At 43.8% G+C, this 22,958-nt stretch carries 13 protein-coding genes, 2 tRNA genes and 3 rRNA genes; 4 read left to right on the top strand and 14 right to left on the bottom strand.

The window, feature by feature from the left end; genetic code table 11:
- Nucleotides 1–205: 205 nt before the first annotated feature.
- Together HG267_RS09055 and HG267_RS09060 are read right to left on the bottom strand one after the other, a co-directional pair.
- On the bottom strand, nt 206–1,972 hold the full coding sequence (locus HG267_RS09055; protein WP_081584100.1) for a sensor histidine kinase: 1,767 nt from the start codon (nt 1,970–1,972) through the stop codon (nt 206–208).
- 249 nt (nt 1,973–2,221) lie between these two features.
- Nucleotides 2,222–4,714: a PAS domain S-box protein gene (locus HG267_RS09060; protein ID WP_045873035.1), complete on the bottom strand. Its 2,493-nt coding sequence runs from the start codon at nt 4,712–4,714 to the stop codon at nt 2,222–2,224.
- Nucleotides 4,715–5,197: 483 nt separating this feature from the next.
- Between HG267_RS09060 and HG267_RS09065 the strand changes: the two genes are divergently transcribed.
- Nucleotides 5,198–5,878 (top strand): DNA-3-methyladenine glycosylase family protein, encoded by a 681-nt coding sequence (locus tag HG267_RS09065; protein ID WP_045873007.1) that lies wholly within the window; start codon nt 5,198–5,200, stop codon nt 5,876–5,878.
- A 17-nt stretch (nt 5,879–5,895) separates the two neighbouring features.
- On the opposite strand, the gene HG267_RS09070 is transcribed toward HG267_RS09065, so the two are convergent.
- From HG267_RS09070 to HG267_RS09080, 3 genes are all read right to left on the bottom strand, one after another.
- Complete coding sequence (locus HG267_RS09070) at nt 5,896–6,690, bottom strand: DUF4058 family protein (RefSeq protein WP_045873008.1); 795 nt, start codon at nt 6,688–6,690, stop codon at nt 5,896–5,898.
- A gap of 86 nt (nt 6,691–6,776) precedes the next feature.
- Nucleotides 6,777–7,616, bottom strand: coding sequence for a diaminopimelate epimerase (gene dapF / locus HG267_RS09075; protein WP_045873009.1), 840 nt, complete (start codon nt 7,614–7,616; stop codon nt 6,777–6,779).
- A gap of 29 nt (nt 7,617–7,645) precedes the next feature.
- On the bottom strand, nt 7,646–7,777 hold the full coding sequence (locus HG267_RS09080) for a histidine kinase (protein ID WP_096622078.1): 132 nt from the start codon (nt 7,775–7,777) through the stop codon (nt 7,646–7,648).
- A gap of 20 nt (nt 7,778–7,797) precedes the next feature.
- On the opposite strand from HG267_RS09080, the gene HG267_RS09085 reads away from it, so the two are divergent.
- Entirely contained in the window at nt 7,798–8,034 is a 237-nt protein-coding gene (locus tag HG267_RS09085) for an Hfq-related RNA-binding protein (protein ID WP_045873010.1), read from the top strand.
- Nucleotides 8,035–8,098: 64 nt separating this feature from the next.
- Here the strand turns inward: HG267_RS09085 and HG267_RS09090 are convergent, their stop codons facing one another.
- The 8 genes from HG267_RS09090 to HG267_RS09125 all read right to left on the bottom strand — a co-directional run bounded on the left by HG267_RS09090 (nt 8,099) and on the right by HG267_RS09125 (nt 17,923).
- Nucleotides 8,099–10,435 (bottom strand): cation:proton antiporter, encoded by a 2,337-nt coding sequence (locus HG267_RS09090; RefSeq protein ID WP_045873011.1) that lies wholly within the window; start codon nt 10,433–10,435, stop codon nt 8,099–8,101.
- 236 nt (nt 10,436–10,671) lie between these two features.
- A complete protein-coding gene (locus HG267_RS09095; protein ID WP_045873012.1) occupies nt 10,672–10,947 on the bottom strand; it encodes a MoaD/ThiS family protein in 276 nt (91 codons plus the stop codon).
- Between the two features lie 87 nt (nt 10,948–11,034).
- The gene (gene thrC / locus HG267_RS09100; RefSeq protein ID WP_045873013.1) at nt 11,035–12,336 is read right to left on the bottom strand and encodes a threonine synthase; all 1,302 of its coding nucleotides are present in this window, start codon (nt 12,334–12,336) and stop codon (nt 11,035–11,037) included.
- Nucleotides 12,337–12,703: 367 nt separating this feature from the next.
- A 5S ribosomal RNA gene (gene rrf / locus HG267_RS09105) occupies nt 12,704–12,821 on the bottom strand.
- A gap of 93 nt (nt 12,822–12,914) precedes the next feature.
- A 23S ribosomal RNA gene (locus HG267_RS09110) occupies nt 12,915–15,743 on the bottom strand.
- 334 nt (nt 15,744–16,077) lie between these two features.
- Nucleotides 16,078–16,151 (bottom strand) — tRNA-Ala (locus tag HG267_RS09115).
- Between the two features lie 87 nt (nt 16,152–16,238).
- Nucleotides 16,239–16,312: transfer RNA gene (locus tag HG267_RS09120), tRNA-Ile, on the bottom strand.
- A 121-nt stretch (nt 16,313–16,433) separates the two neighbouring features.
- A 16S ribosomal RNA gene (locus HG267_RS09125) occupies nt 16,434–17,923 on the bottom strand.
- The 16S, 23S and 5S rRNA genes sit together here with 2 tRNA genes alongside, the layout of an rRNA operon.
- 310 nt (nt 17,924–18,233) lie before the next feature.
- On the opposite strand from HG267_RS09125, the gene glyQ reads away from it, so the two are divergent.
- Nucleotides 18,234–19,112: a glycine--tRNA ligase subunit alpha gene (gene glyQ / locus HG267_RS09130; protein WP_045874509.1), complete on the top strand. Its 879-nt coding sequence runs from the start codon at nt 18,234–18,236 to the stop codon at nt 19,110–19,112.
- 347 nt (nt 19,113–19,459) lie between these two features.
- A complete protein-coding gene (locus HG267_RS09135; RefSeq protein WP_045874508.1) occupies nt 19,460–21,820 on the top strand; it encodes a ComEC/Rec2 family competence protein in 2,361 nt (786 codons plus the stop codon).
- On the opposite strand, the gene HG267_RS09140 is transcribed toward HG267_RS09135, so the two are convergent.
- Nucleotides 21,821–22,315: a GNAT family N-acetyltransferase gene (locus HG267_RS09140; RefSeq protein WP_045874507.1), complete on the bottom strand. Its 495-nt coding sequence runs from the start codon at nt 22,313–22,315 to the stop codon at nt 21,821–21,823. It abuts the gene before it with no gap.
- Nucleotides 22,316–22,958 lie beyond the last annotated feature (643 nt).

Below are 22,958 nucleotides of genomic sequence, written 5' to 3' on the forward strand. Positions count from 1 at the left end.
TCTATAAAGGGGTGTAAACTCCACTTAATTAGGGGAGTTATATGACATAAATAAAGTTGTTCATTTCTGAGCAACAATTATAGTAACTTTAGCTACAAAAAAATGTCATACTTTTTTAACAATTTAGGCATGAAGGATGAGGAGAATAAGGATAAATGACAATTACCAATTACCAATTACCAAACACCTCTCAGTTATTTGATGACTACTGTATTGGCAATGTAAACCAGAAGGTTGCACCTTTATCTAAAGCGCTATTTAAGCCGATTTCGCCACTATGAGCTAGGATAATTTGCTTACAGAGATATAATCCCAATCCCAAACTGACAGAGTTACGAGAGGTATTACCCCGATAGTAAAGGTCAAACAAGCGATCGCTTTGTTGCTGGCTGATGCCGACACCGTTATCGCTGACTGTACAATAAATCTTGTCTTCTTTAATGGTGGCGTTAATTCTCAACTCTAACCCAGGGGGGTTGTGTTTCACTGCATTGACAATCAAGTTACAAAACACACGCCACAGTTGTGTCGGATCGGCGTTAATTAATGGTAAATCTGCGGTGACTGAATTTTTCAGTGTCGCTTGGTTTTCTGCTAGCATCGGTTCTAAATCCGCGATCGCAGCTTCGATAACTGTGTGTAGTTGTACTGACTGGCGTTGTATAGCTATCCCCTGTACTTCACTGCTATGGGCTTCCAGTAAAGAATTAATTAAGCTGAGTTGGCGATCGCTACTTTGTACCATCCGTTCTAAAATCGAACGGGAAATAGTAACTTTGCTGTCTGGGTTTGCCAGTAAATTCTTCAGTACCATTAAAGTACCTAGTACTGGGTTGCGTAAGTCGTGAGAAACTGCATGGAAAAAGACTCGCAAGGCTTCTTCAGCTTGTTTGCGCTTGGTGATGTCTTCAATTAGTCCTTCGTAGTAAAGCAGCTTTCCCTGTTCGTCGCGAACTGCGTAAGCTTTTTCGGAAATCCAAACAATACTCCCGTCTCGGCGGTAAATTTGGGATTCAAATTCTGAGATGCTACCATTCTCTTCAATCAGGCGGACAAAATCAGCTCGACGGTTGGGGTTAACATATAGTTGATGCTCAATATCAGTGAAGTTAGCTGTTACTTCCTCTGGCGATGAGTAACCGTAAATCTTAGCTAAGGCAGGATTAGCTGTAATGTACTTACCATCGGGACTACTTTGGAAAATCCCTTCCACAGCGTTTTCAAAGATACTGCGATATTTTGCTTCTGCAACCTTCAGCTTTTGATAAGCCGATTCTAATTCTTGATGAGCATAAAAATCTGAGCGTTGTAGGCGATCGTAAAGATAAACACCCAAATCGCAGATTGCACATAGCCAAAAAACGTACAAGATAAACGTGACATTATAAATTTCTGGATGTTCTGGTATTGGGGTTGGTAGTCCTAAGATTGTATTGACACCAAAATAGTAAATCAGCAAACCCACCTGAGACATCAAATGCAAACGCCAGGAAACGGGAATAAATGTAGCTTGGCTTAAAAACAGCAGTGACCAACCCAGGGTATCAGGGAATGCAAAGCCTTTGATGGTAGCAAATAACTGTGATGCGAGGCTAATTGACCAAGAAGACCCTACAAACAATAGTCCCGGATAACGCTGACCAAACTGAGTTCTGTGCAGGCTAAAGCAAATAATGAGAATTACCAGCATAGCAAGATTGATCAACAATCCTTGGGTTCTGAACGCCTCTGGTAATTGGTCAAATTCCTTTAAAGGAAAATATAAGTCATAAATATTACGCAAAGTAAAGGTAAGTAAGCAAATTAGCCCGAGTAATAGCCATAATTGCAACCTTTGCCATAAAAAGCGCTGTCTAGCAGTTAACCATTCAGATTCTTGAATTTTAGTTTTAGCAACAGCAACTTTTTCATTAGTTGATGTACAAAAGGCTGTTTTAGCCCACCTTTTCATTGTTTTTAATAAGGTAGCCATTCGCTTATTACCCACTTTACCCATAAGTCGCAGGTGTTTCCTATTTCCAGACTGCCACAATACCCTGATATTTGGGCGTGGATTTATCAATAGCGTTGGTTAAAGAGGTAAGCTATTACGCATTGAAGAGGTGGAGGTTGGGTAAAGGTTAAAGGGAAAAGGGTAAGGGACAAAAACCTTTCCCCTTTACCCCGCTTGCGTTACCTTGGCTTACTACTAGGTGCGTATCAGCTTCATATCAATTACGAATTACGAATTACGAATTACCGGTGATGGAGTGGCTAAGGGTAATGAAAACCAAAAAGTTAAACCATGCTTGCGACTACTAATCACACCTATTTCGCCACCATGTGCTTGAATAATTTGCCGACTGAGGTACATTTTTAAAGCTAGGCTGGTGGAACAACAAGCTTGGGGTTCGCGAACAGATAAATCGAATAAGCGATCGCACTCTAATTTGCTCATAACGATACCATTATCGTGAATTTCGGTGCGAATCATGCCAGGTTCAATTTTGGTTTTAATGGTAAAACGTAATCCTGGGGGATTATTTTGCAATCTGTGGGTAAATAAATTAGCCACGACTTTTTGCAACTGAGTGGGATCTGCCATCACCAATGGTAAATCGTCAGGCAGTAAGTTATTCAGTATGGCTTGGTTTTGGTTGAGCATCGGCTGCAAGTCTTTAATAATCGACTCCAGCAGCGTACTAAAATGTACCAATTCCCGGCGCAGGGCCATTTCTTGACCTTCACAGCTATGAATTTCTAGCAATGAGTCAATCATTCCTAATTGGCGATCATTACCTTGAATCATTCGCTCAATTACCGAACGCGGGACAGGAATTTCCGATGGGGTGGCTTCCTGATTTTGTCCGCGATTTTTGAGTAAATTTTTCAGCACCAATAAATTACCCATCACTGCAGTTCGCAAATCGTGAGCAACGGTATGCAATACTACATCTTTTACCCGTTGCAGTCCTTCTAGTTCCTGCATTTTCTGCTGGAGTTGGGCGGTGCGTTCTTCTACCTGGTGTTCTAAATTAGTATTGAGTATTGCTAGTTCTTGGTAAAGTCGAGCTTGTTGAATAGCGATCGCTAACTGCTCGGACATTTGTTGGAGTAAATCAATTTCTATAGCTTGCCAATGACGCGGCCCAGAACATTGGTTAGCAACTAATGCCCCCAATAATTCATTATTGACCATAATTGGTACAGCCAAGGTCGCCCTGGTATGGAATTGTTGATAGTGTTCCTTTAATTTGGGCGATGCAGCTATTTGATCGATATCTTCTACTAAACGCACCCGATTAGTAGTCAGGAGATTTTTTAATTCTTGGAGATAAGTTTTATCTTCAGTTGTCCAACCCAAAATGGCGGGATATTTGGGGTCTACTGATTCCGCAACCGTTTTACCTCCTTGTTTGGGATCATTGAGACCAATAAAAACTCGGTCAGCTTGTAAAAATTGCCTAACTTCCGTCACCGTAGTTTGCAGAATTTGCTCTAAGTTAAGGGAAGAGCGAATTCTCGCTAAAGTTTCCGTCAATAAGCGATCGCGCTGGGCGGAAAGGCGCAATTTAGCTTCTACCTGCTTACGTTCAGTAATGTCATGATTGACTGCTAAGATGCAGGGAGTGCCATCTAATTCAATAATTTCTGCCGATAGCAGTGATGTGAGAATCTGTCCTGATTTAGCGCGAAATTCTATTTCTAAGTTCCGTACCATACCCAGGTCTCGCAAGTGTTGTAATAATTTCATGCGATCGCGGTTATTGACCCACATATTTAATTCAAAAGATGTGCGCCCAATCGCTTCTTCTCGCTCAAAACCCGAAAGCCTGACAAAACTGTCGTTAACTTCGATGTAGCGTCCTTCTTGCAGGGTGCTGAGACTGATGGGATTGGGACTGCAACGAAAAGCTTTAGAATACTTTTGTGCCAGACTTTGCAAATTTGCTTCTGCTTGTTTACGCTCCGTAATATCTCGGACAATTGCTAATACTTCATCCGTATCGCTAGCTACCAAACGGGCCTCATAATCGCGAATTCCTAAAGGCGTTGGTAATTGATATTCACAGGTTTGCAAATGATGAGAATCCAAAGTTTTAGCGATCGCTTCTTGGCCAATTGCAACTACATCTGTTGGCAATATATCTGCCAAATTTTTACCAACTATCTCTTCTCTGGGCAAAACTATATTTGCACCATCGCCTTTTAAATCCAAATACTCACCATCACGGCTGAGGCGAAACATCAAATCGGGAACCACATCTAAAATCGCCTTATAGCGCCTCTCGCTGGTTCGCAATTGCTCTTCTGCTTGCTTGCGGTCTGTAATATCCATTACCAAACCCTCCCACAGCCAATCACCATTATCTTGTAGTTCTAGCTGAGAAGCGCCCTGAATCCACTTGATTTTGCCACTCGGTGTAATGATGCGGCCTTCCCAACGCCAAGGTGACAAAGTAGCTTTTGCAACCTCAATAGATTCTGCGAGGCTGTTCGCATCCTGTGGATGAACTAGTTTGTGTAGTACCTGCAAATCTGCTTGAATAACTTCTGGTTCTAATTCATATAGTTCACGACAACCAGAACTTACATACATCACCTGTTCAGAACCATCCTCATGTTGCAGGACTTGGAAAATCATTCCCGGTAAATTAGCAGCAATTTTCTCCAACAAAGTTAGAGTCCTATGTGGAAAATCTGGTTTATGCAGTAATTTTACAGTTTCATCCACTTTTTGTGCCTTTGTACAGCCAGGAACTAATGTAATTGAGGCAATTGTTGCCACCTTGACAATTTTGATGTGGGTAACATCATTGCTGTCAGCAGCAAAACTACTCCTTATTTCAGGGTAATTCTGCTTGATGCGATCGCATTCCCCCAATCGGGTGAACAGATCCTAAATTAGTGCTGAATAGTATCCACAGTAAGTACTACTGATCATTAAAGTCTGAACGCAATATCTAGCAATGCCACCTACCAAAATTCTTAGTATTCAATTAATTCATTGCTGTTCTTGGCAATCGTTATTACGATGTGTATTACTTCTTAGCACGCTTAAATAAAAGTATACGCTTCATTAATAAAGAGTTTTTATAATTCTAATTATTTACATAATATTGTATATCTTTAATATTTTTTAATTTCAACAACGGTCTAAACATCTGCACAATTTTATTGAGCAAACCTAATTTTAAATTCCCAATTTAATTAAACAATGACTTTAAAAGAAACGATTTCTCCAACACCACAAATAGAATCACTAACTCCAGAAACTTTTACCCATGCTTTGAGGGTGCTTGCTCATCTTGACAGTGATTTTGCTAGCATTCTCGAAAAATTTGGGCCGCCACCAATGTGGGAAAGAGAAAGGGGTTTTCCTACTTTGCTGCGGATTATTCTAGAACAGCAAGTTTCCTTAGCAGCAGCCAGGGCGGTTTATGTACGCCTATGTGAAGCGATCCAACCACTCACACCAGAGAATTTTTTAACGCTTGACGATATGCAATTAAGAGGAGTTGGGTTTAGTCGGCAAAAAATGCTCTATTGTCGAGAATTGGCGCAGGCAATTACTCATGGTCAACTGAATTTAGTTCAACTAGAGACAATGGATGAAACGACTATTAGAACTGAATTAAAGCGTATCAAAGGGATTGGCGACTGGACAGTTGATATTTACTTGCTGATGGCGCTACAACGTCCTGATGTGTTTCCCAAAGGTGATTTAGGAATAGCGATCGCTTTACAAAAGCTCAAAGGATTAACAACACGCCCCACACCCACACAAATAGAAGCGATCGCCCAAAATTGGCGGCCTTGGCGTGCAGTTGCTACCAGAATCCTCTGGCACTATTATCTCAGTGCCCTAACAGCAAATTCCAAATTAAAAAACTTTTAATCCTCTGAGCTTGTGCGTCAACTTAATTGCCTTAAACCTTGCTCTTTCAACCAAGAATCAAGCCAAACTGCATCTTCTGCCGATAATGGTGGCACAGGCTCACGAGTATAATCTATAGCCAAATCCAATCCAGCCCGGTCATACACCCCATGTAACAATGTTTGCAAATCTAATAATGGTTCTGTATCTTCCTTTCGCAGTGGTAACAGCAAGGATGGAATTGGTTCTGGCAAATTAAACGGATATAACTCAGCTTTGGGGCGAGAGTTGCTGCGACTCACTAAAATTCGATAACTGGACTGAATCTCATTCCCTAAAATAGGCATAGGTTTTCCGCCCCTTAGCAGATCAATTTCCACCAGATGAGACAAACTACCTAATATCTGTTGACGCTTCCCTTCATAAGCACTCCGTCCCTCTCCTGAACGCTTATTTTTGGGTGAGAGAACCTCAATTACTGTGACAACTTCCCCTGTCCCTACTTCCCTCACCTCTAAATATCCTTCTCGCACTTCCTCCGGCATGGGAACATTAACTGTAATCGGCTTAACGGCTGGCGTTACAACCGCCATGCTAGATGGTTCTGCTTCAGTTTTTGTGAGCGATCGCCCTACACTTACATCAGGGATACCAACTAGAACAAAGTTTTCATCGGTTACTTGATATACTCGTTTTTCTACTGCTACCCGATATTTTGGTCGTAGTTGAGGAACTAATAACTCTGCAATAGCTGTGATGATCCAATGATGGAATTCTGGCCACAGTTCAGGATTTTCAAGGTAGGGATTCATCCCCGGAAATGGCGATCGCATAAGGGTAGGATGTGATTCTCGTTGCTCATATCCTACCAAATTCAGTTTTTGGGTATGGCAGGCCAAATACCTGCCTATGGAAGAGATTATAACTTTCCAGTAAAAACTCGTTCTGCTGGGCCAGTCATATAAATTCGTTGATCAATTTCTGACCATTCAATTTGTAAGGGGCCACCAGGTAGTTCTACAGTGGCAATGCGATCGCATTTTCCGGTTAACACACCAGCTACTAAGGAAGCACAAGCACCAGTACCGCAAGCTAAGGTAATACCAGCACCTCGTTCCCAAACTCGCATTTTCAAGTAATCACGACTGACAACTTGAATAAATTCGGTATTTGTGCGTTGGGGAAAAACTGGGTGATGTTCAAACTGCGGGCCAATGCTTTCTAAAGGAATTGCGGCTACATCTTCCACAAAGGTAATACAGTGAGGATTGCCCATACTCACACAGGTAACTTCCCAAGTTTTACCTGCCACTTCTATCGGTTGATTAATTACCTTGGTATCTGCAGCAGTCAAGGTAGTGGGAATTTCGCTAGCCAGTAGTTTGGGTAAACCCATATCCACCTTCACTTGACCATCCGCCATCAGTTGCGGTGTAATGACACCAGCCAAAGTTTGGATGCGATATAAGTCTTGAGTTCTCGCTTCGCCCTCTAAATCAGCCAAAAACACACCTAAACAGCGAATACCATTACCGCACATTTCCGGTTCTGAACCATCGGAATTAAAAATCCGCATAGTGTAATCAGTACCGTTTTCTCCTGGCAAAGCAAAAATTACACCATCCGCACCGATACCAAAGTGGCGATCGCACAACTTGATTGCTTGCTCTGGAGTGATTACTGGCTCAGATGAAGAGCGATTATCAATGAGAATAAAGTCATTCCCCAAACCGTGATACTTAGTAAATTCGATTGCCATTTACCCAAGGATGAATTATCAAAGATTAGTTACTGTCGATTATGGATGAGAAAGTGGTCATTTGGGCATGGGGCATTGGGCATGGGGCATAAGAATTTCTCTCCCTCATCTCCCTCATCTCCCTCATCTCCCTCATCTCCCTCATCTCCCTCATCCCCCAATCCCCAATCCCCAATCCCCTATGCATTCATCACCACCAAAAACCCTTACGGAATTCGATACTTCACTGCCGAGTATTCGGCAAGTACAAAACCTGATTAAAAATACAGCAACAGTAGATTTCAAACTGATGACAGGCGATTTGGTCACAGGCAGGATCATTTGGCAAGATCCACACTGTGTCTGTATTGTGGACGAGAACAGCCAGCAAACTACAATTTGGAAGCAGGCGATCGCTTACATTAAGCCTAAAATTTAGGCTTGTTTGCTGGCTAAATTCCCCAAATTTGTATTTGCAGGTTATGTTTCTTTAACCATGCCATTTAATTTCTTGACTGATCTACAGGCAGAAATTCTTTTAGGGCTTCTGCCTCATCAGTTTTTACAATTGGTATGGATAGCGGCACTGCCTCAGATGTAGTAAATAAAGGTTGTAGTTGATTGAGACTCTCTAAGCTGCCGCATAACAATACTTGATCGCCGTCTCGCAAGTCCATGTGGCTATCAGGAGAGCGGATAAATTTACCATCACGCCGGATTGCCTCTACTTTGACGCTGTATTTGTTAGTAATATCTAAATCTGCTAAATTTTTACCTAAAATTGGGGTATCAGCATTAATTGCTGTCCACTGACAAGCGCTATTTTCTCCGGGGACGGCTGTTCTACCAACAGCAAATTCTGCCAAAGCTGCTAGTTCTTCATCTGCTCCCACTACCAGCAAGCGATCGCCTTCTTCCAATCGGGTTTGGTTATTGGGATAGTCAATTTCTTCGCCGTTGGCGCGGCGAATTGCCATTAAACTCACCCCAATTAAGTAACGCATATCTGCTTCTTCTAAGCTCATACCAATCAGGGGCGAACCAGATGGTAGGGGATACCAACGGCGATTTAAATCTTGTGTTGCGTATTCTAAATTACGAGAAACTTCCGAGGCGGTCTGTTCTGGCCGCAAGTCCAAATAATGATCTTTGCGAATTTGCTGCATTTCCCGTTGCACAAAATCTCCTGCCAAACCTAAACCTTTTAATAAATAGGTTGCCATTTCTAAGCTGGCTTCAAACTCAGGTTGTACAACTTCCCTAGCGCCTAATTGATAAAGCACTTCAATATTTTTATCTTGAGTAGCGCGGACAACTAAATCTAATTCTGGACACAATTCTAAAGCGCGTTTAAGGCAAAGACGCGTACTCATGGGGTCAGGAAGTGCGATCGCCATTCCTTTGGCATGATTTACCCCAGCAGTTTCTAAAACATGTAAACTCACGCAATTGCCATATACATAAGGCACTCCTGCTTCCCGCAATTTCTGAATTCTGCTTTCAGATTGGTCGATGACGACTACAGGTAGCTGGTGTTGCTGTAATAATTTGACCAGATTTTTGCCTACTCGCCCATAACCACAAACTACTACATGACCTTTTAATGGCAAATCTTCGGAGATATCCCGAGGTTGGACTTCTTCTAAATAAGGTTTCAACCAAGGCATAGATTCTGCCACAGTAAATAAAAATGGTACCAACCGTAGTACAAACGGGGTAATAACAAGTGTTACAGCTGTAGTTCCTAAAATCAGTAAATACACTGTACGCGAAACCAAGCCCAAAGCCTGCCCTTCACTGGCAAGTACAAAGGAAAATTCCCCAATTTGAGCCAGCCCCAGCCCAGCAATTAAAGCTGTTTTTAAGGGATAGCGGAATAGTTTTACCAAAGGTGTAATGATTAAAAACTTACCGACGAAAACTATTGCCACTAAACCCAAAATCAATTCCAGGTTTTTCCACAAAAACACTGGGTCAATTAACATCCCAATGGATGCAAAAAATAAACTGGCAAAGATGTCTCTCAGCGGCTCCACATAGGTTAAAGTTTGGTCGGCGTATTCCACTTCGGAAATCATCAAACCGGCGACAAACGCCCCCATCTCAATTGATAACCCTAAATACTCTGTCAGCAGGGCAATACCCAAGCAGAGTGCCACTACACCTAATAAAAATAGTTCTTTGCTTTCAGTGCGAGCCAGAAGTCGTAACAGTGGTGGAATCAGCCAAATCCCAGCGACGACTGCACCAGCTGCAAATAAGCCAATGCGTACCAGCGCTGTCACCACCGCGACCCCAATCGCTTCACCTGGTTCATGCAGCGCTGGTAGGACTGCTAGCATTAGCCCTAATGCCAAGTCCTGCACCACCAAAATACCCAGCATTACTTGTCCGTGGGGCGTGTCTGTTTCATTGCTTTCCATCAAGCATTTGAGGACAACTGCGGTGGAAGATAAAGAAAGAATTGACCCCAAAAACACACCCTTCGCAGGTAAGGCTCCCCAAGCACCAGTGACACCGCAAATCACAACCGTGATTAAAATCGTCAGCGCAATTTGTAGCCCTCCACCACCCAGAGCGATCGCTTTTACCTTCTTCAGTTCTGCAAAGGAAAACTCTACACCCAAAGCAAATAACAAGAAAGCGACCCCAAACTGAGCCAGAGTCTCTACTTGGATAACTTCTTTAATCAATCCCAGTCCCGCCGGCCCCACCACCATCCCGCCGATGAGATACCCTAACAACACAGGTTGTCGTAACAGCGCTGCAAACAGTCCGCCACATGCTGCGACAGCCAGAACTGAGACTAAATCAACAATTAACCTAAAATCTTCTTGCACCAGTTTTAAAAAGAACTATTAAGACCTATTAACCTCAGCATACAAATTTTTATATATCTATGCTCAAGTTATTGGTGCAAGGAAGACAAAATTTGCAGATTTATTGCTAAATATTCATAGAGGTAGGTAGTTTGGGGAGAAATAACTATTGTCCAATGCCCATACCCAAAAAGCATAAGCGTGCCGTAATAGCACGCTTATTAATGTATATTTAACAAATTTCAAACTTCTCTTTATCAACCACCTGCAACAGCAGGGACAATACTGACTTCATCACCATCTTTGAGAGGTGTAGCTGTGCCATCCAGAAAGCGAATATCTTCGCTATTGACATACAAATTCAAAAAGCGCCGTGGTGCTCCTGCTTCATCGCACAAGCGCGCTTTAATACCAGGACAGCTTTGTTCTAAAGAATCAAATAATTCTGCGATCGTACTGCCACTGCATTCTAATGTAGCTTGGTTATTGGTAAATTTTTGAAGAGCCGTGGGAACTAAAACTGTTACAGACATAATTGAAGTAAGAAGTGTGAAATAAGAAGTATAAAGTATGAAGTATGAAGGATTGAGTTTAATCTTTCATCCTTTACCTTTCATCCTTTAGACGAGTACTTGCTGCCATTCCAAACGATCAAGAGTGCGAGAACGCTCTAGTGCGCGTTCAAAACTGTCGAGTTTGGCATCAATTGTCAAAGGTTCGCCAATATAGCCATGAAGTGCTTCTTGAGTTTTCAAACCATTGCCAGTGATGTATACCACAGTAGTTTCATCTGGATCAATTTTGCCAGCTTCTACTAATTTTTTCAGCACTGCAACTGTTGTACCACCAGCTGTTTCAGTGAAAATGCCTTCTGTTTCAGCTAACAGCTTGATGCCTTCAATGATTTCTGCATCATTGACTGATTCAATATTACCGTTTGTTTTGTTAGCTATCTCTACGGCATAAACACCATCTGCTGGGTTGCCAATGGCAATAGATTTAGCAATGGTATTTGGTTTGACTGGTTTAATAAAATCACGTCCTTCTTTATATGCTTGCGCGATGGGAGAACAACCCTCAGCTTGCGCGCCGCTAAAACGGACTTTCTTGTCTTCTACTAAACCAACTTCTACGAATTCTTTGAATCCTTTATAAATTTTTGTAAATAGCGAACCAGATGCTAGAGGAGCCACAATATGGTCAGGTAATTCCCAACCCAATTGTTCAGCAACTTCAAAACCTAGAGTCTTAGAACCTTCAGAGTAGTAAGGGCGAAGATTAATATTGACAAAACCCCATCCATGTGTATTAGCTACTTCCGAACACAGACGATTAACCTGATCGTAATTACCCTTCACAGCCATCAATGTTGGGCTGTAGATCAGGCTACCCATGACTTTACCTGCTTCCAAGTCAGCAGGGATAAACACACAGCAATCTAAACCAGCATGAGCTGCGATCGCTGCTGTAGAATTAGCCAAATTACCAGTACTAGCACAAGAAACAGTGGTAAAGCCTAATTCTCTAGCTCTACTTAAAGCAACTGAAACCACCCGATCCTTGAAGCTAAGGGTGGGCATATTGACAGCATCATTTTTAATATAAAGCTTGTTTAAACCCAGACGACGAGCCAGACGGTGAGAACGAACCAGGGGAGTCATACCTGTTCCCACATCTATAACATTGTCAGTTGCTACAGGCAGAAAGGCACGGTAACGCCAAATAGAATTCGGCCCAGCTTGAATTTTTTCACGAGTGACAGAATGACGCAGAGCATTGTAGTCATACTTAACTTCTAAAGGCCCAAAGCATAACTCACAAACATGGTTGGCTTTTAGTTCATATTCCTCACCACATTCCTTACACTTCAAGGCTTGAAAATATGTGGCTGCTTCGTTAAGTGCGGATTTTGTCTGAGTCATAAACCTAGCTTTCCCTGTTTGTCTGTCAACTGTCGCATGATACTAACACGAGTAGAAATACCAGTCAAACATACCCGACTTTTTTTATCGGGTATTTTAAGAATGTAAAAAGATATGCATTGTTATAACGCGTAGCAGCGCAGATATAGCTATTTCTAAATTTAATGGAGTTTTTAATCCCTCTTCTAAGAAACCAGATTTTCTGAGGACTGAGGAATTAACTCAAAACCAAAAGCCTGGGCTTTTTTACTGCCTGACCGACTTTTCAAACATCCTCTTAAAGTCCTAAAGAACATGGCTATGGCTATAAAACAAAAAGCCCCTCCTTATGTTATTGGAGAGGCAATTTGTGTTGTTTCATGAATAGACCTGGCATCGAGCTATTGTGGCGTAGGGCAACCCCTAGACTATCGTGGCCGCAGCAGCGTTTCACCTCTGAGTTCGGGATGGAGTCAGTGTGGTTCCACAGCGCAATAGACACCAGGAAAACTTGTGGTTGGTTGACGGTTAACGGTTAACAGTTAACTGTCAACAAAACCCTGAAGACTGCAAGTAACGCGAAATAACCAATGATTGATGAGGTCAAGCCCTCGGTCTATTAGTACTCCTCTGCTTCATGCATTACTGCACTTCCACATAGAGCCTATCAACGGGTGTTCTGCCCGTGACCTTACCTACATTTGTAGTGAGAGCACTCATCTTGAGGTGGGCTTCCCACTTAGATGCTTTCAGCGGTTATCCGCTCCGCACTTGGCTACCCAGCGTCTACTGTGGGTACAATAACTGGTACACCAGCGGTGCGTTCCTCCCGGTCCTCTCGTACTAAGGAGGACTCCTCTCAATGCTCTTACGCCTGCACCGGATATGGACCGAACTGTCTCACGACGTTCTGAACCCGGCTCACGTACCGCTTTAATGGGCGAACAGCCCAACCCTTGGGACGTACTTCCGCCCCAGGTTGCGATGAGCCGACATCGAGGTGCCAAACCTCCCCGTCGATGTGGACTCTTGGGGGAGATCAGCCTGTTATCCCTAGAGTAACTTTTATCCGTTGAGCGACGGCCATTCCACGCTGCGCCGTCGGATCACTAAGGCCTACTTTCGTACCTGCTCGAGTGGTCACTCTTGCAGTCAAGCTCCCCTTTATGCCTTTACACTCGCCGCACGGTTTCCAAGCGTGCTGAGGGAACCTTTGCGCGCCTCCGTTACTTTTTAGGAGGCGACCGCCCCAGTCAAACTGCCCACCTGAAACTGTTCCTACACCCGGTAAGGGTGCGAGGTTAGAATTCTAGCTTCGCCAGAGTGGTATCTCACCGTTGGCTCCATATTCCCCACAAGGAATATCTCTTTGCCTCCCACCTATCCTGCGCAAGCGAAGCCCGAACACAATTCCAGGCTACAGTAAAGCTTCATAGGGTCTTTCTGTCCAGGTGCAGGCAGTCCGTATCTTCACAGACATTCCTATTTCGCCGAGTCTCTCTCTGAGACACCATCCAGATCGTTACGCCTTTCGTGCGGGTCGGAACTTACCCGACAAGGAATTTCGCTACCTTAGGACCGTTATAGTTACGGCCGCCGTTCACCGGGGCTTCGGTCGCCAGCTTCACTTTCGCTGACCAGCTTCCTTAACCTTCCGGCACTGGGCAGGCGTCAGCCCCCATACCTCCTCTTTCGAGTTTGCGGAGACCTGTGTTTTTGGTAAACAGTCGCCTGGATCTCTTCACTGCGACCCACTCTCGTGGGCACCCCTTCTTCCGAAGTTACGGGGCCATTTTGCCGAGTTCCTTAGAGAGAGTTATCTCGCGCCCCTTGGTATTCTCAACCTCCCTACCTGTGTCGGTTTCGGGTACGGGTAAGATATGTTCATCACATTCCTAGCTTTTCTTGGCACAATCGAATCACTACTCGGAGTTCGTAAACTCCTCCCAAACCAATCAGGGTGTAGCTATCTTTCATGCGTCCCTAGCAATGCTCCCATACCTTAGTCAGGGATTAGTCACCCTGTGTCCATCGACTACGCCTTTCGACCTCGCCTTAGGTCCCGACTAACCCAGAGCGGACGAACCTGGCTCTGGAACCCTTAGGGTTTCGGGGTATGTGATTCTCACACATATTTGCGCTACTCAAGCCGACATTCTCACTTCCGTTTCGTCCACAGCTGCTTGCCGCTACTGCTTCTCCCTACCACGGAACGCTCCCCTACCGATTTATTTTTCAACAAATCCCACAGCTTCGGTACATCAGCTTAGCCCCGTTCATTTTCGGCGCAAGAGCGCTTGACTAGTGAGCTATTACGCACTCTTTCAAGGGTGGCTGCTTCTAGGCAAACCTCCTAGTTGTCTATGCACTCTCACCTCCTTTCTCACTTAGCGATGATTTGGGGACCTTAGCTGGTGGTCTGGGCTGTTTCCCTCTTGACAATGAAGCTTATCCCCCACTGTCTCACTGGCAATGTGTGCTTTGGGTATTCTGAGTTTGTCTCGATTTGGTACTCGGTCTCCCAGCCCGCACCGAAACAGTGCTTTACCCCCCAAATATAATCATTACCGCTGCGCCTAAACACATTTCGGGGAGAACCAGCTAGCTCCTGGTTCGATTGGCATTTCACCCCTAACCACACCTCATCCGCCGATTTTTCAACATCGGTCGGTTCGGACCTCCACTTGGTGTTACCCAAGCTTCATCCTGGACATGGTTAGATCACCAGGGTTCGGGTCTATAAACACTGATTATCGCCCTTTTCAGACTCGGTTTCCCTTTGGCTCCAGCATTCTCGCTTTAACCTACCAGTGCCTATAAGTCGCTAACTCATTCTTCAACAGGCACGCGGTCATCCGTTGAATCGGACTCCCACTGCTTGTAAGCTGATGGTTTCATGTTCTATTTCACTCCCCTCCCGGGGTTCTTTTCACCTTTCCCTCGCGGTACTGGTTCACTATCGGTCACACAGTAGTATTTAGCCTTACGAGGTGGTTCTCGCTGATTCACATGGGATTCCTCGTGCCCCATGCTACTCGGGATTCAGCTACTATCCTTCAGCTTTTGACTACAGGACTTTCACCTTCTTTGGTGCAGTATTTAGCTGCTTCGTCTAACCTCTAGATTCGATATCGCTGTCCCACTACCCCAGTCAGTAAACCAACTGGTTTAGGCTTTTCCCCTTTCGCTCACCACTACTGAGGGAATCTCTTAATTGATTTCTCTTCCTCCAGCTACTAAGATGTTTCAATTCGCTGGGTTGGCTCTTTCCTGCCTATATATTCAGCAGGTAGTACATAGGGTTGCCCCATTCGGATACCTCCGGCTCATAGTCTGCTTCCAACTCCCCGGAGCATTTCGTCGGTAACCACGTCCTTCTTCGCCTCTGTGTGCCTAGGTATCCACCATCAGCCCTTATTAGCTTGACCACAATACATTTGGTTTCACATCTGCAAACTCTTTCTCTTTCCTGACTACTTTCATGGGAGCCTTTGTGTTTTACACTTAGCACTCAGCACTCAGCACTCATTACTTGAAATTTCGTCTGCCTGCTATTTTTCGCGTTACTATGCAGTTTTCAAGGTTCTGGCTGGACTATTTCCAGCAGTTTGACTCTTTTTGACGTCAATTGCTGAATTTACCCACAATCTCTTATCTTACCACATTCTCTGCTATGAACACAAAAACTACTCACTCTATCACTTTTGGCTAATTTTTACCTGTGATATATTCACTTTTGCTGCTGTCACAACAGATATCATGTGGAGGTTAGCGGACTCGAACCGCTTGACATCCTGCTTGCAAAGCAGGCGCTCTACCAACTGAGCTAAACCCCCATCCACAAGGTAAAAGTTTAAAGGAAAAATTCAAAAGAATTTACACTTTCTTTTTACTTTTTACTTTGCTCTTTTTACTTGTTCAGGTGGGCCATCCTGGACTCGAACCAGGGACCTCACCCTTATCAGGGGTGCGCTCTAACCACCTGAGCTAATAGCCCATAATTGAGAACCTCTCTATAGTTTGAAAGCCTTCACTATACCTGCGACCGACCTAGAGTAGACCATCTTTGTCTCTATTGACTGTTTGCAATTGATTTCAAAGTTGGGTAGGTCTCCCTAAAAGGAGGTGATCCAGCCACACCTTCCGGTACGGCTACCTTGTTACGACTTCACCCCAGTCACCAGCACTGCCTTCGGCATCCTCCCCCACGAATGGTTGGAGTAATGACTTCGGGCGTTGCCAGCTTCCATGGTGTGACGGGCGGTGTGTACAAGGCCCGGGAACGAATTCACTGCAGTATGCTGACCTGCAATTACTAGCGATTCCTCCTTCACGCAGGCGAGTTGCAGCCTGCGATCTGAACTGAGCCACGGTTTATGAGATTTGCTTGCTATCGCTAGCTCGCTGCCCTTTGTCCGTAGCATTGTAGTACGTGTGTAGCCCAAGACGTAAGGGGCATGCTGACTTGACGTCATCCCCACCTTCCTCCGGTTTGTCACCAGACAGTCTCTCTAGAGTGCCCAACTTAATGCTGGCAACTAAAAACGAGGGTTGCGCTCGTTGCGGGACTTAACCCAACATCTCACGACACGAGCTGACGACAGCCATGCACCACCTGTGTTCGCGCTCCCGAAGGCACTCCTCCCTTTCAAGAGGATTCGCGACATGTCAAGTCTTGGTAAGGTTCTTCGCGTTGCATCGAATTAAACCACATACTCCACCGCTTGTGCGGGCCCCGTCAATTCCTTTGAGTTTCACACTTGCGTGCGTACTCCCCAGGCGGGATACTTAACGCGTTAGCTCCGGCACGGCTCGGGTCGATACAAGCCACGCCTAGTATCCATCGTTTACGGCTAGGACTACTGGGGTATCTAATCCCATTCGCTCCCCTAGCTTTCGTCCCTCAGTGTCAGTTGCGGCCCTAGCAGAGCGCTTTCGCCACCGGTGTTCTTCCTGATCTCTACGCATTTCACCGCTACACCAGGAATTCCCTCTGCCCCGAACGCACTCTAGCTATGTAGTTTCCACTGCTCTTATGAGGTTGAGCCTCACTCTTTAACAGCAGACTTACATTGCCACCTGCGGACGCTTTACGCCCAATCATTCCGGATAACGCTTGCATCCTCCGTATTACCGCGGCTGCTGGCACGGAGTTAGCCGATGCTTATTCCTCAAGTACCGTCATTTTTTTCTTCCTTGAGAAAAGAGGTTTACAACCCAAGAGCCTTCCTCCCTCACGCGGTATTGCTCCGTCAGGCTTTCGCCCATTGCGGAAAATTCCCCACTGCTGCCTCCCGTAGGAGTCTGGGCCGTGTCTCAGTCCCAGTGTGGCTGATCATCCTCTCAGACCAGCTACTGATCGTCGCCTAGGTGCGCTCTTACCACACCTACTAGCTAATCAGACGCGAGCTCATCTCTAGGCAATAAATCTTTCACCTTCCGGCACATCCGGTATTAGCCACCGTTTCCAGTGGTTGTCCCCGACCTAGAGCTAGATTCTCACGCGTTACTCACCCGTCCGCCACTATCTCCGAAGAGACCGTTCGACTTGCATGTGTTAAGCATACCGCCAGCGTTCATCCTGAGCCAGGATCAAACTCTCCATTTTGTAGATAAAGTTCGTTTAGCTCTTAATCGACTGATTTATACCTCAGTCCGGTAATTCTCTTTACTGACGCAGGGTATATGTTATATACTGGCTTTCAAACTATATGATTTTCAAGGTTCGGTGTCCCTACCAGCGCCGCTTTTCGCGCTCCGCTCTCAGGCACTTATCTAATATATCGAGCCTACTTCCGTTTGTCAACTTTTTTTCGGGAAATTTTTTGAGATTTTGTTTTTGCGTCGCAAAACTCCTCACAGTGCTGGGTTTAGGTAACAATGGTTGATGCACTGTGCTGAAGAAGGAAAGGTAGAGCGTGAATTTTCAGTCGGTAATAGCTTCATTGCATGAATTCTGGGAGAATCGCGGTTGCTTGATTGCCCAGCCTTACGACATTGAGAAGGGAGCAGGTACGAAAAATCCCCATACTTTTTTACGGGCGCTAGGGCCAGAGCCTTGGGCTGTGGCATATGTGGAACCTTGCCGCCGTCCTACAGATGGGCGCTATGGTGAAAACCCTAATCGCTTTCAATACTATTATCAGTACCAAGTTCTGATTAAACCTTCACCAGATAATATCCAAGAGATTTATCTTGATTCTTTAAGAGCGTTAGGGATTCATCCTGAAGACCATGACATAAGGTTTGTTGAGGATAACTGGGAAGATGCTACTGTGGGCGCTTGGGGTACTGGTTGGGAAGTTTGGTTAGATGGAATGGAAATTACCCAATTTACCTACTTCCAACAATGTGGGGGAATTGATTGCCGTCCGGTTTCGATTGAGATTACATACGGTTTAGAAAGATTGGCGATGTACCTCCAGCAGGTAGAAGCCATCACCAAGATTCAATGGACGGACAACATTACTTACGGTGATGTTTTCCTGCAAGCGGAAATTGAACAGTGTACTTACAACTTTGAAGCGTCGAATCCGGAAATGTTGTTGACACTGTTTAATCTGTATGAGCAGGAAGCTACTCAATTGACTGAACGGGGATTGGTTTTACCTGGCTTAGACTATGTTATTAAGTGTTCTCATACTTTTAATTTACTGGATGCACGGGGTGTAATTTCTGTGACGGAACGGACTCGATATATTGCTAGAATTCGGCATTTAGCACGGAAAGTAGCTACTTTATATGTTGAGCAAAGGGAGAAGTTAGGTTTTCCCTTACTCAAAAATGCCGTAAGTTAAACAGTAGAGATTAACACTGAGGATAATTACAAGTTAGGTAAATCCTGAGAACTCCCTCAAAAAGCTCCGGTGTATACAAAAGTTGTGCAATTGCACTTGAATTTTGGTTCCATTGTCTAACTCTAGGCAATTGGATTGCTCTTGAAAGCCGACTACAGCAATTTTGATTTTGTTTATCCATGCGGTACTAGGGTTTAATTTAGGCACATCTTTTTGATAAAGTTATTGCAAAAAGTTCTACAAATAAAGCCTGTGCCCCATAAGACTGGTAGTCACTGGCTCTACAAACACAGCCCGCATCTGCGGGTTTCATTTTATAGTCAGCAAGTACTTGTATTAGAAGTCTTATGATTCAGGCTAGTGGTGTAATTATCTGTCTTGGCTATATTCTGGGGCTACTATTTACAGCAGTTCCTTGGGGCGGTGTATGGATTTTTTTGCTAGGAATATTGATAGCAGTGCTGTTGCGGCTACGTTTTCTTAAATCACGGCAACTTAGTCAAAAACCAGAAAATGCTGCGACTAAAGCTAAGGCAATATCTAGTTTCTGGCAAAATACTCCCCAACCTCGAATTTGGTTAGTTGCAGGTTTGGTAGGTTTGCTGGCTACCCTGTATTTTCAATGGCGAGTACCAGAACCAGGGCCAAAAGATATTAGTAAATTCGTCCCGCCAGGAAATAGTAGTAATCAAGAACAAGTAGTAAGTGTGCGTGGTGAAGTGGCAAGTACACCAAGGTTAACTCGGACTCAGCGAGGACAATTTTGGTTGGAAGCGACTCAGCTAGATGAAGTCAAAAAAGGTGATGGCCCCGCAGGTGTAAGTAAAGGGGTAACGGGTAAGTTATATGTTACAGTGCCGATACTGCAAGCAACTGGCTTATATCCAGGTCAACAAATTGCGGTAACTGGAATTTTGTACAAGCCAAAAGCAGCATCCAATCCTGGTGCTTTTGACTTTCAAAAGTTTCTCAAACAAGAAGCTACATTTGCGGGTTTAACAGGTAGACAGATAAATATTTTAGATGAAGAACCGCGTAAATGGGGATGGTGGCAAGTTCGCGAGCGAATAGTACGATCGCAAGTTCGTTGGCTGGGTATTCCAGAAGGGCCGCTTGTCAGTGCAATGGTTTTAGGCAGCAAAACTGTTGATTTACCTTATGATATCCGCGATTTATTTGTCCAGGCTGGCTTGGCTCATGCTTTAGCAGCTTCTGGTTTTCAGACTTCGTTGATTTTAGGCGTAATATTACAGTTAACGAGGCGTTCTAAAAAGGTAACTCAATTTATCCTTGGCTGTTTAGGATTGCTGATTTTCTTGAGTTTAACTGGTTTTCAACCTGCGGTTTTAAGAGCCGTAATTATGGGTTTTGCGGCATTAGTAGGATTAGCTTTAAAAAGAAAGGTAAAACAGTTAGGCTCGCTATTACTAGCGGCAACAATATTATTACTATTTAATCCGTTATGGATTTGGGATTTGGGTTTTCAACTTAGCTTTTTAGCGACGCTGGGATTAGTTGTCACAGTACCACCGATTATTCAACGCTTGGGTTGGTTACCACCTGCGATCGCATCTTTGATTGCTGTCCCGTTAGCCGCAACAATTTGGACTTTACCGTTGCAGTTGTTTTTCTTTGGGGTAGTACCGTCTTACAGTTTAATCCTCAATATTATTACCACCCCGTTGATTTCTATTATTAGTATCGGTGGAATTATTAGTGCCTTAGCAGCATTAATTTGGCCGGACGCTGGCAGTTTTTTAGCAGGAATTTTGCATCCCCCTACTGATTGGCTAATTAAATTAGTAGAATTTTTTAGCAAATTACCTGGTAATTCCTTTGCTGTGGGGAGTATCTCCCCTTGGCAAATGCTCACTCTCTATACATTAATTTTATTAGTTGTTTTAGCACGTTGGTGGCGACAACGCTGGTGGTTTGCTAGTTTTATTGCCATCGGTTTAGTACTTATTCCAGTTTGGCATTCTGCTAACAGTTTGTTCCGAATTACTGTATTAGCAGCAGGTGCAGAACCAGTTTTAGTTATTCAAGACAGGGGCACAGTCACGCTAATTAATAGTGGAGATGAAAGTACAGGACGCTTCACAATCTTACCATTTTTACAACAGCAAGGTGTGAATCAAATTGATTGGGCGATCGCCACTGATTTTCAAGATCATGAGAGTAGTGGTTGGCTGGAAGTCATGCAGCGCTTACCTATCAAAAATTTTTACAGCTATCCCCCTAAGCCAGAAAACATTGTGGAAGCGCAGGTAATTCAACAGAACGTCCAACAGCGTCAAGGCTTATATCAGCCTTTGGCATTGGGACAAGCAATTACTACTGGCTCGGTAGTGGCACAATTAATTAATGAGCAGTTGCCGATGTTGCAATTGCAAATTCAAGGTCAGAATTGGTTATTAGTAGGTAACCTCAAGTCTAAAGAAATTGCACAGTTAGTTAAGTCTGGGAGTTTACCTCGTCCCCAAGTGCTATGGTGTGTACCGGAATCTTTAAAGGATTTAGTTTTAGCGCTACAACCAGAAATTGCGATCGCATCTTCCCCTGACTTGGAACCAAAGGTTTTATCTGAACTTAGCCAAAGTCAAACGAAACTTTTCTTTACGGGGCGAGATGGCGCGATTCAATGGACACCAGGAAGTGATTTTGAAGCCTTTATTCAAGCTACAGAAAATAAGTCCTCTGTGTTGTGATTAGTTAGTGAGTCGTAGCCCCATAATTACTAAGTCACGTTCTACACCATCAAGTTCTGCGATGTTGGGTAAATGTCCCCAAGGCGTGAATCCAAATCGTTCAAATAGCTTTAAACTGGGCTGATTATGAGCAAAAATAAAGCCAATTAAAGTTTTTAAGCCTAAATCTGGGCTTTGCTTAATTGCTTGTGCTAAAAGTTGTTGTCCTAATCCGCATTTTTGGAACTCTGGAGCAATATAAATGCTAATTTCGGCAGTCTTACTGTAAGCTGGCCGTCCGTAAAAAGATTGGAAACTCAGCCACCCAGCTATTACACTATTTACTTCTATCACCCAAAGGGGTCTGTGTGAAGGCGATCGCCCGCGAAACCAATTTAGACGGCTTTCTATTGACACTGGCTCTAAATCAGCACTAGCCATGCGGGTAGGAATTGCAGCATTGTAAATTGCCACAATAGCTGGTAAGTCAATTTCAGTCGCATGGCGAATAGTCATTGCTGCTGTCTCTGGGAATTTTGGCGAAAATATTTAAAAATAATACCGCTAAAGCGGTAGTAATTCTATAGGTTGAGGTACTAATTGTTCTGTTGATATTACACAAGCAGTTGTTGCTGCTGGGTGCAACTAAATATGTTGATGAGTTCATTGATTGAAATTTCATGAACCTCAATTAGTGTAATTATTTCAATGTGAGTAGCAATCAGCGCAACTACTACTGCTACAGCTGATCAGATTGCTTTTGTAGGGTAGAGGAAATAGTTACGAGTGATCCACAGCTTTTACTAGATGAGACCAAGGATTATTTCAAAACCCAAATAATCAACCTAATCTTGCGCCTTAAAACTCAATATCTTTGCTTTAGTCTTAATTTTCTGAATCAGATTATATGATTTGACCTCTTCTTCAAGAAATATTTTATATAAATTTGCTAAGTAAATCTCAGAAATAAAATATACAGTCATTGATTTACGCAGTAACTAAAATTACTTTTTAGATAAATGTATATTATTTATTTGAGCAAGAATTTTTGATATTAACTGTATTAAATTACATAGCTATTGGGTAATTCTATTTCCAGCCATAGGTAGAGGTTGATGAAATTATCTATAGCTAGAATTGAGGCAATTGCAGATAGTAA

It is taken from the genome of Tolypothrix sp. PCC 7601 (genome assembly GCF_025677855.1).
In the GTDB taxonomy this organism is placed as follows: domain Bacteria; phylum Cyanobacteriota; class Cyanobacteriia; order Cyanobacteriales; family Nostocaceae; genus Aulosira; species Aulosira diplosiphon.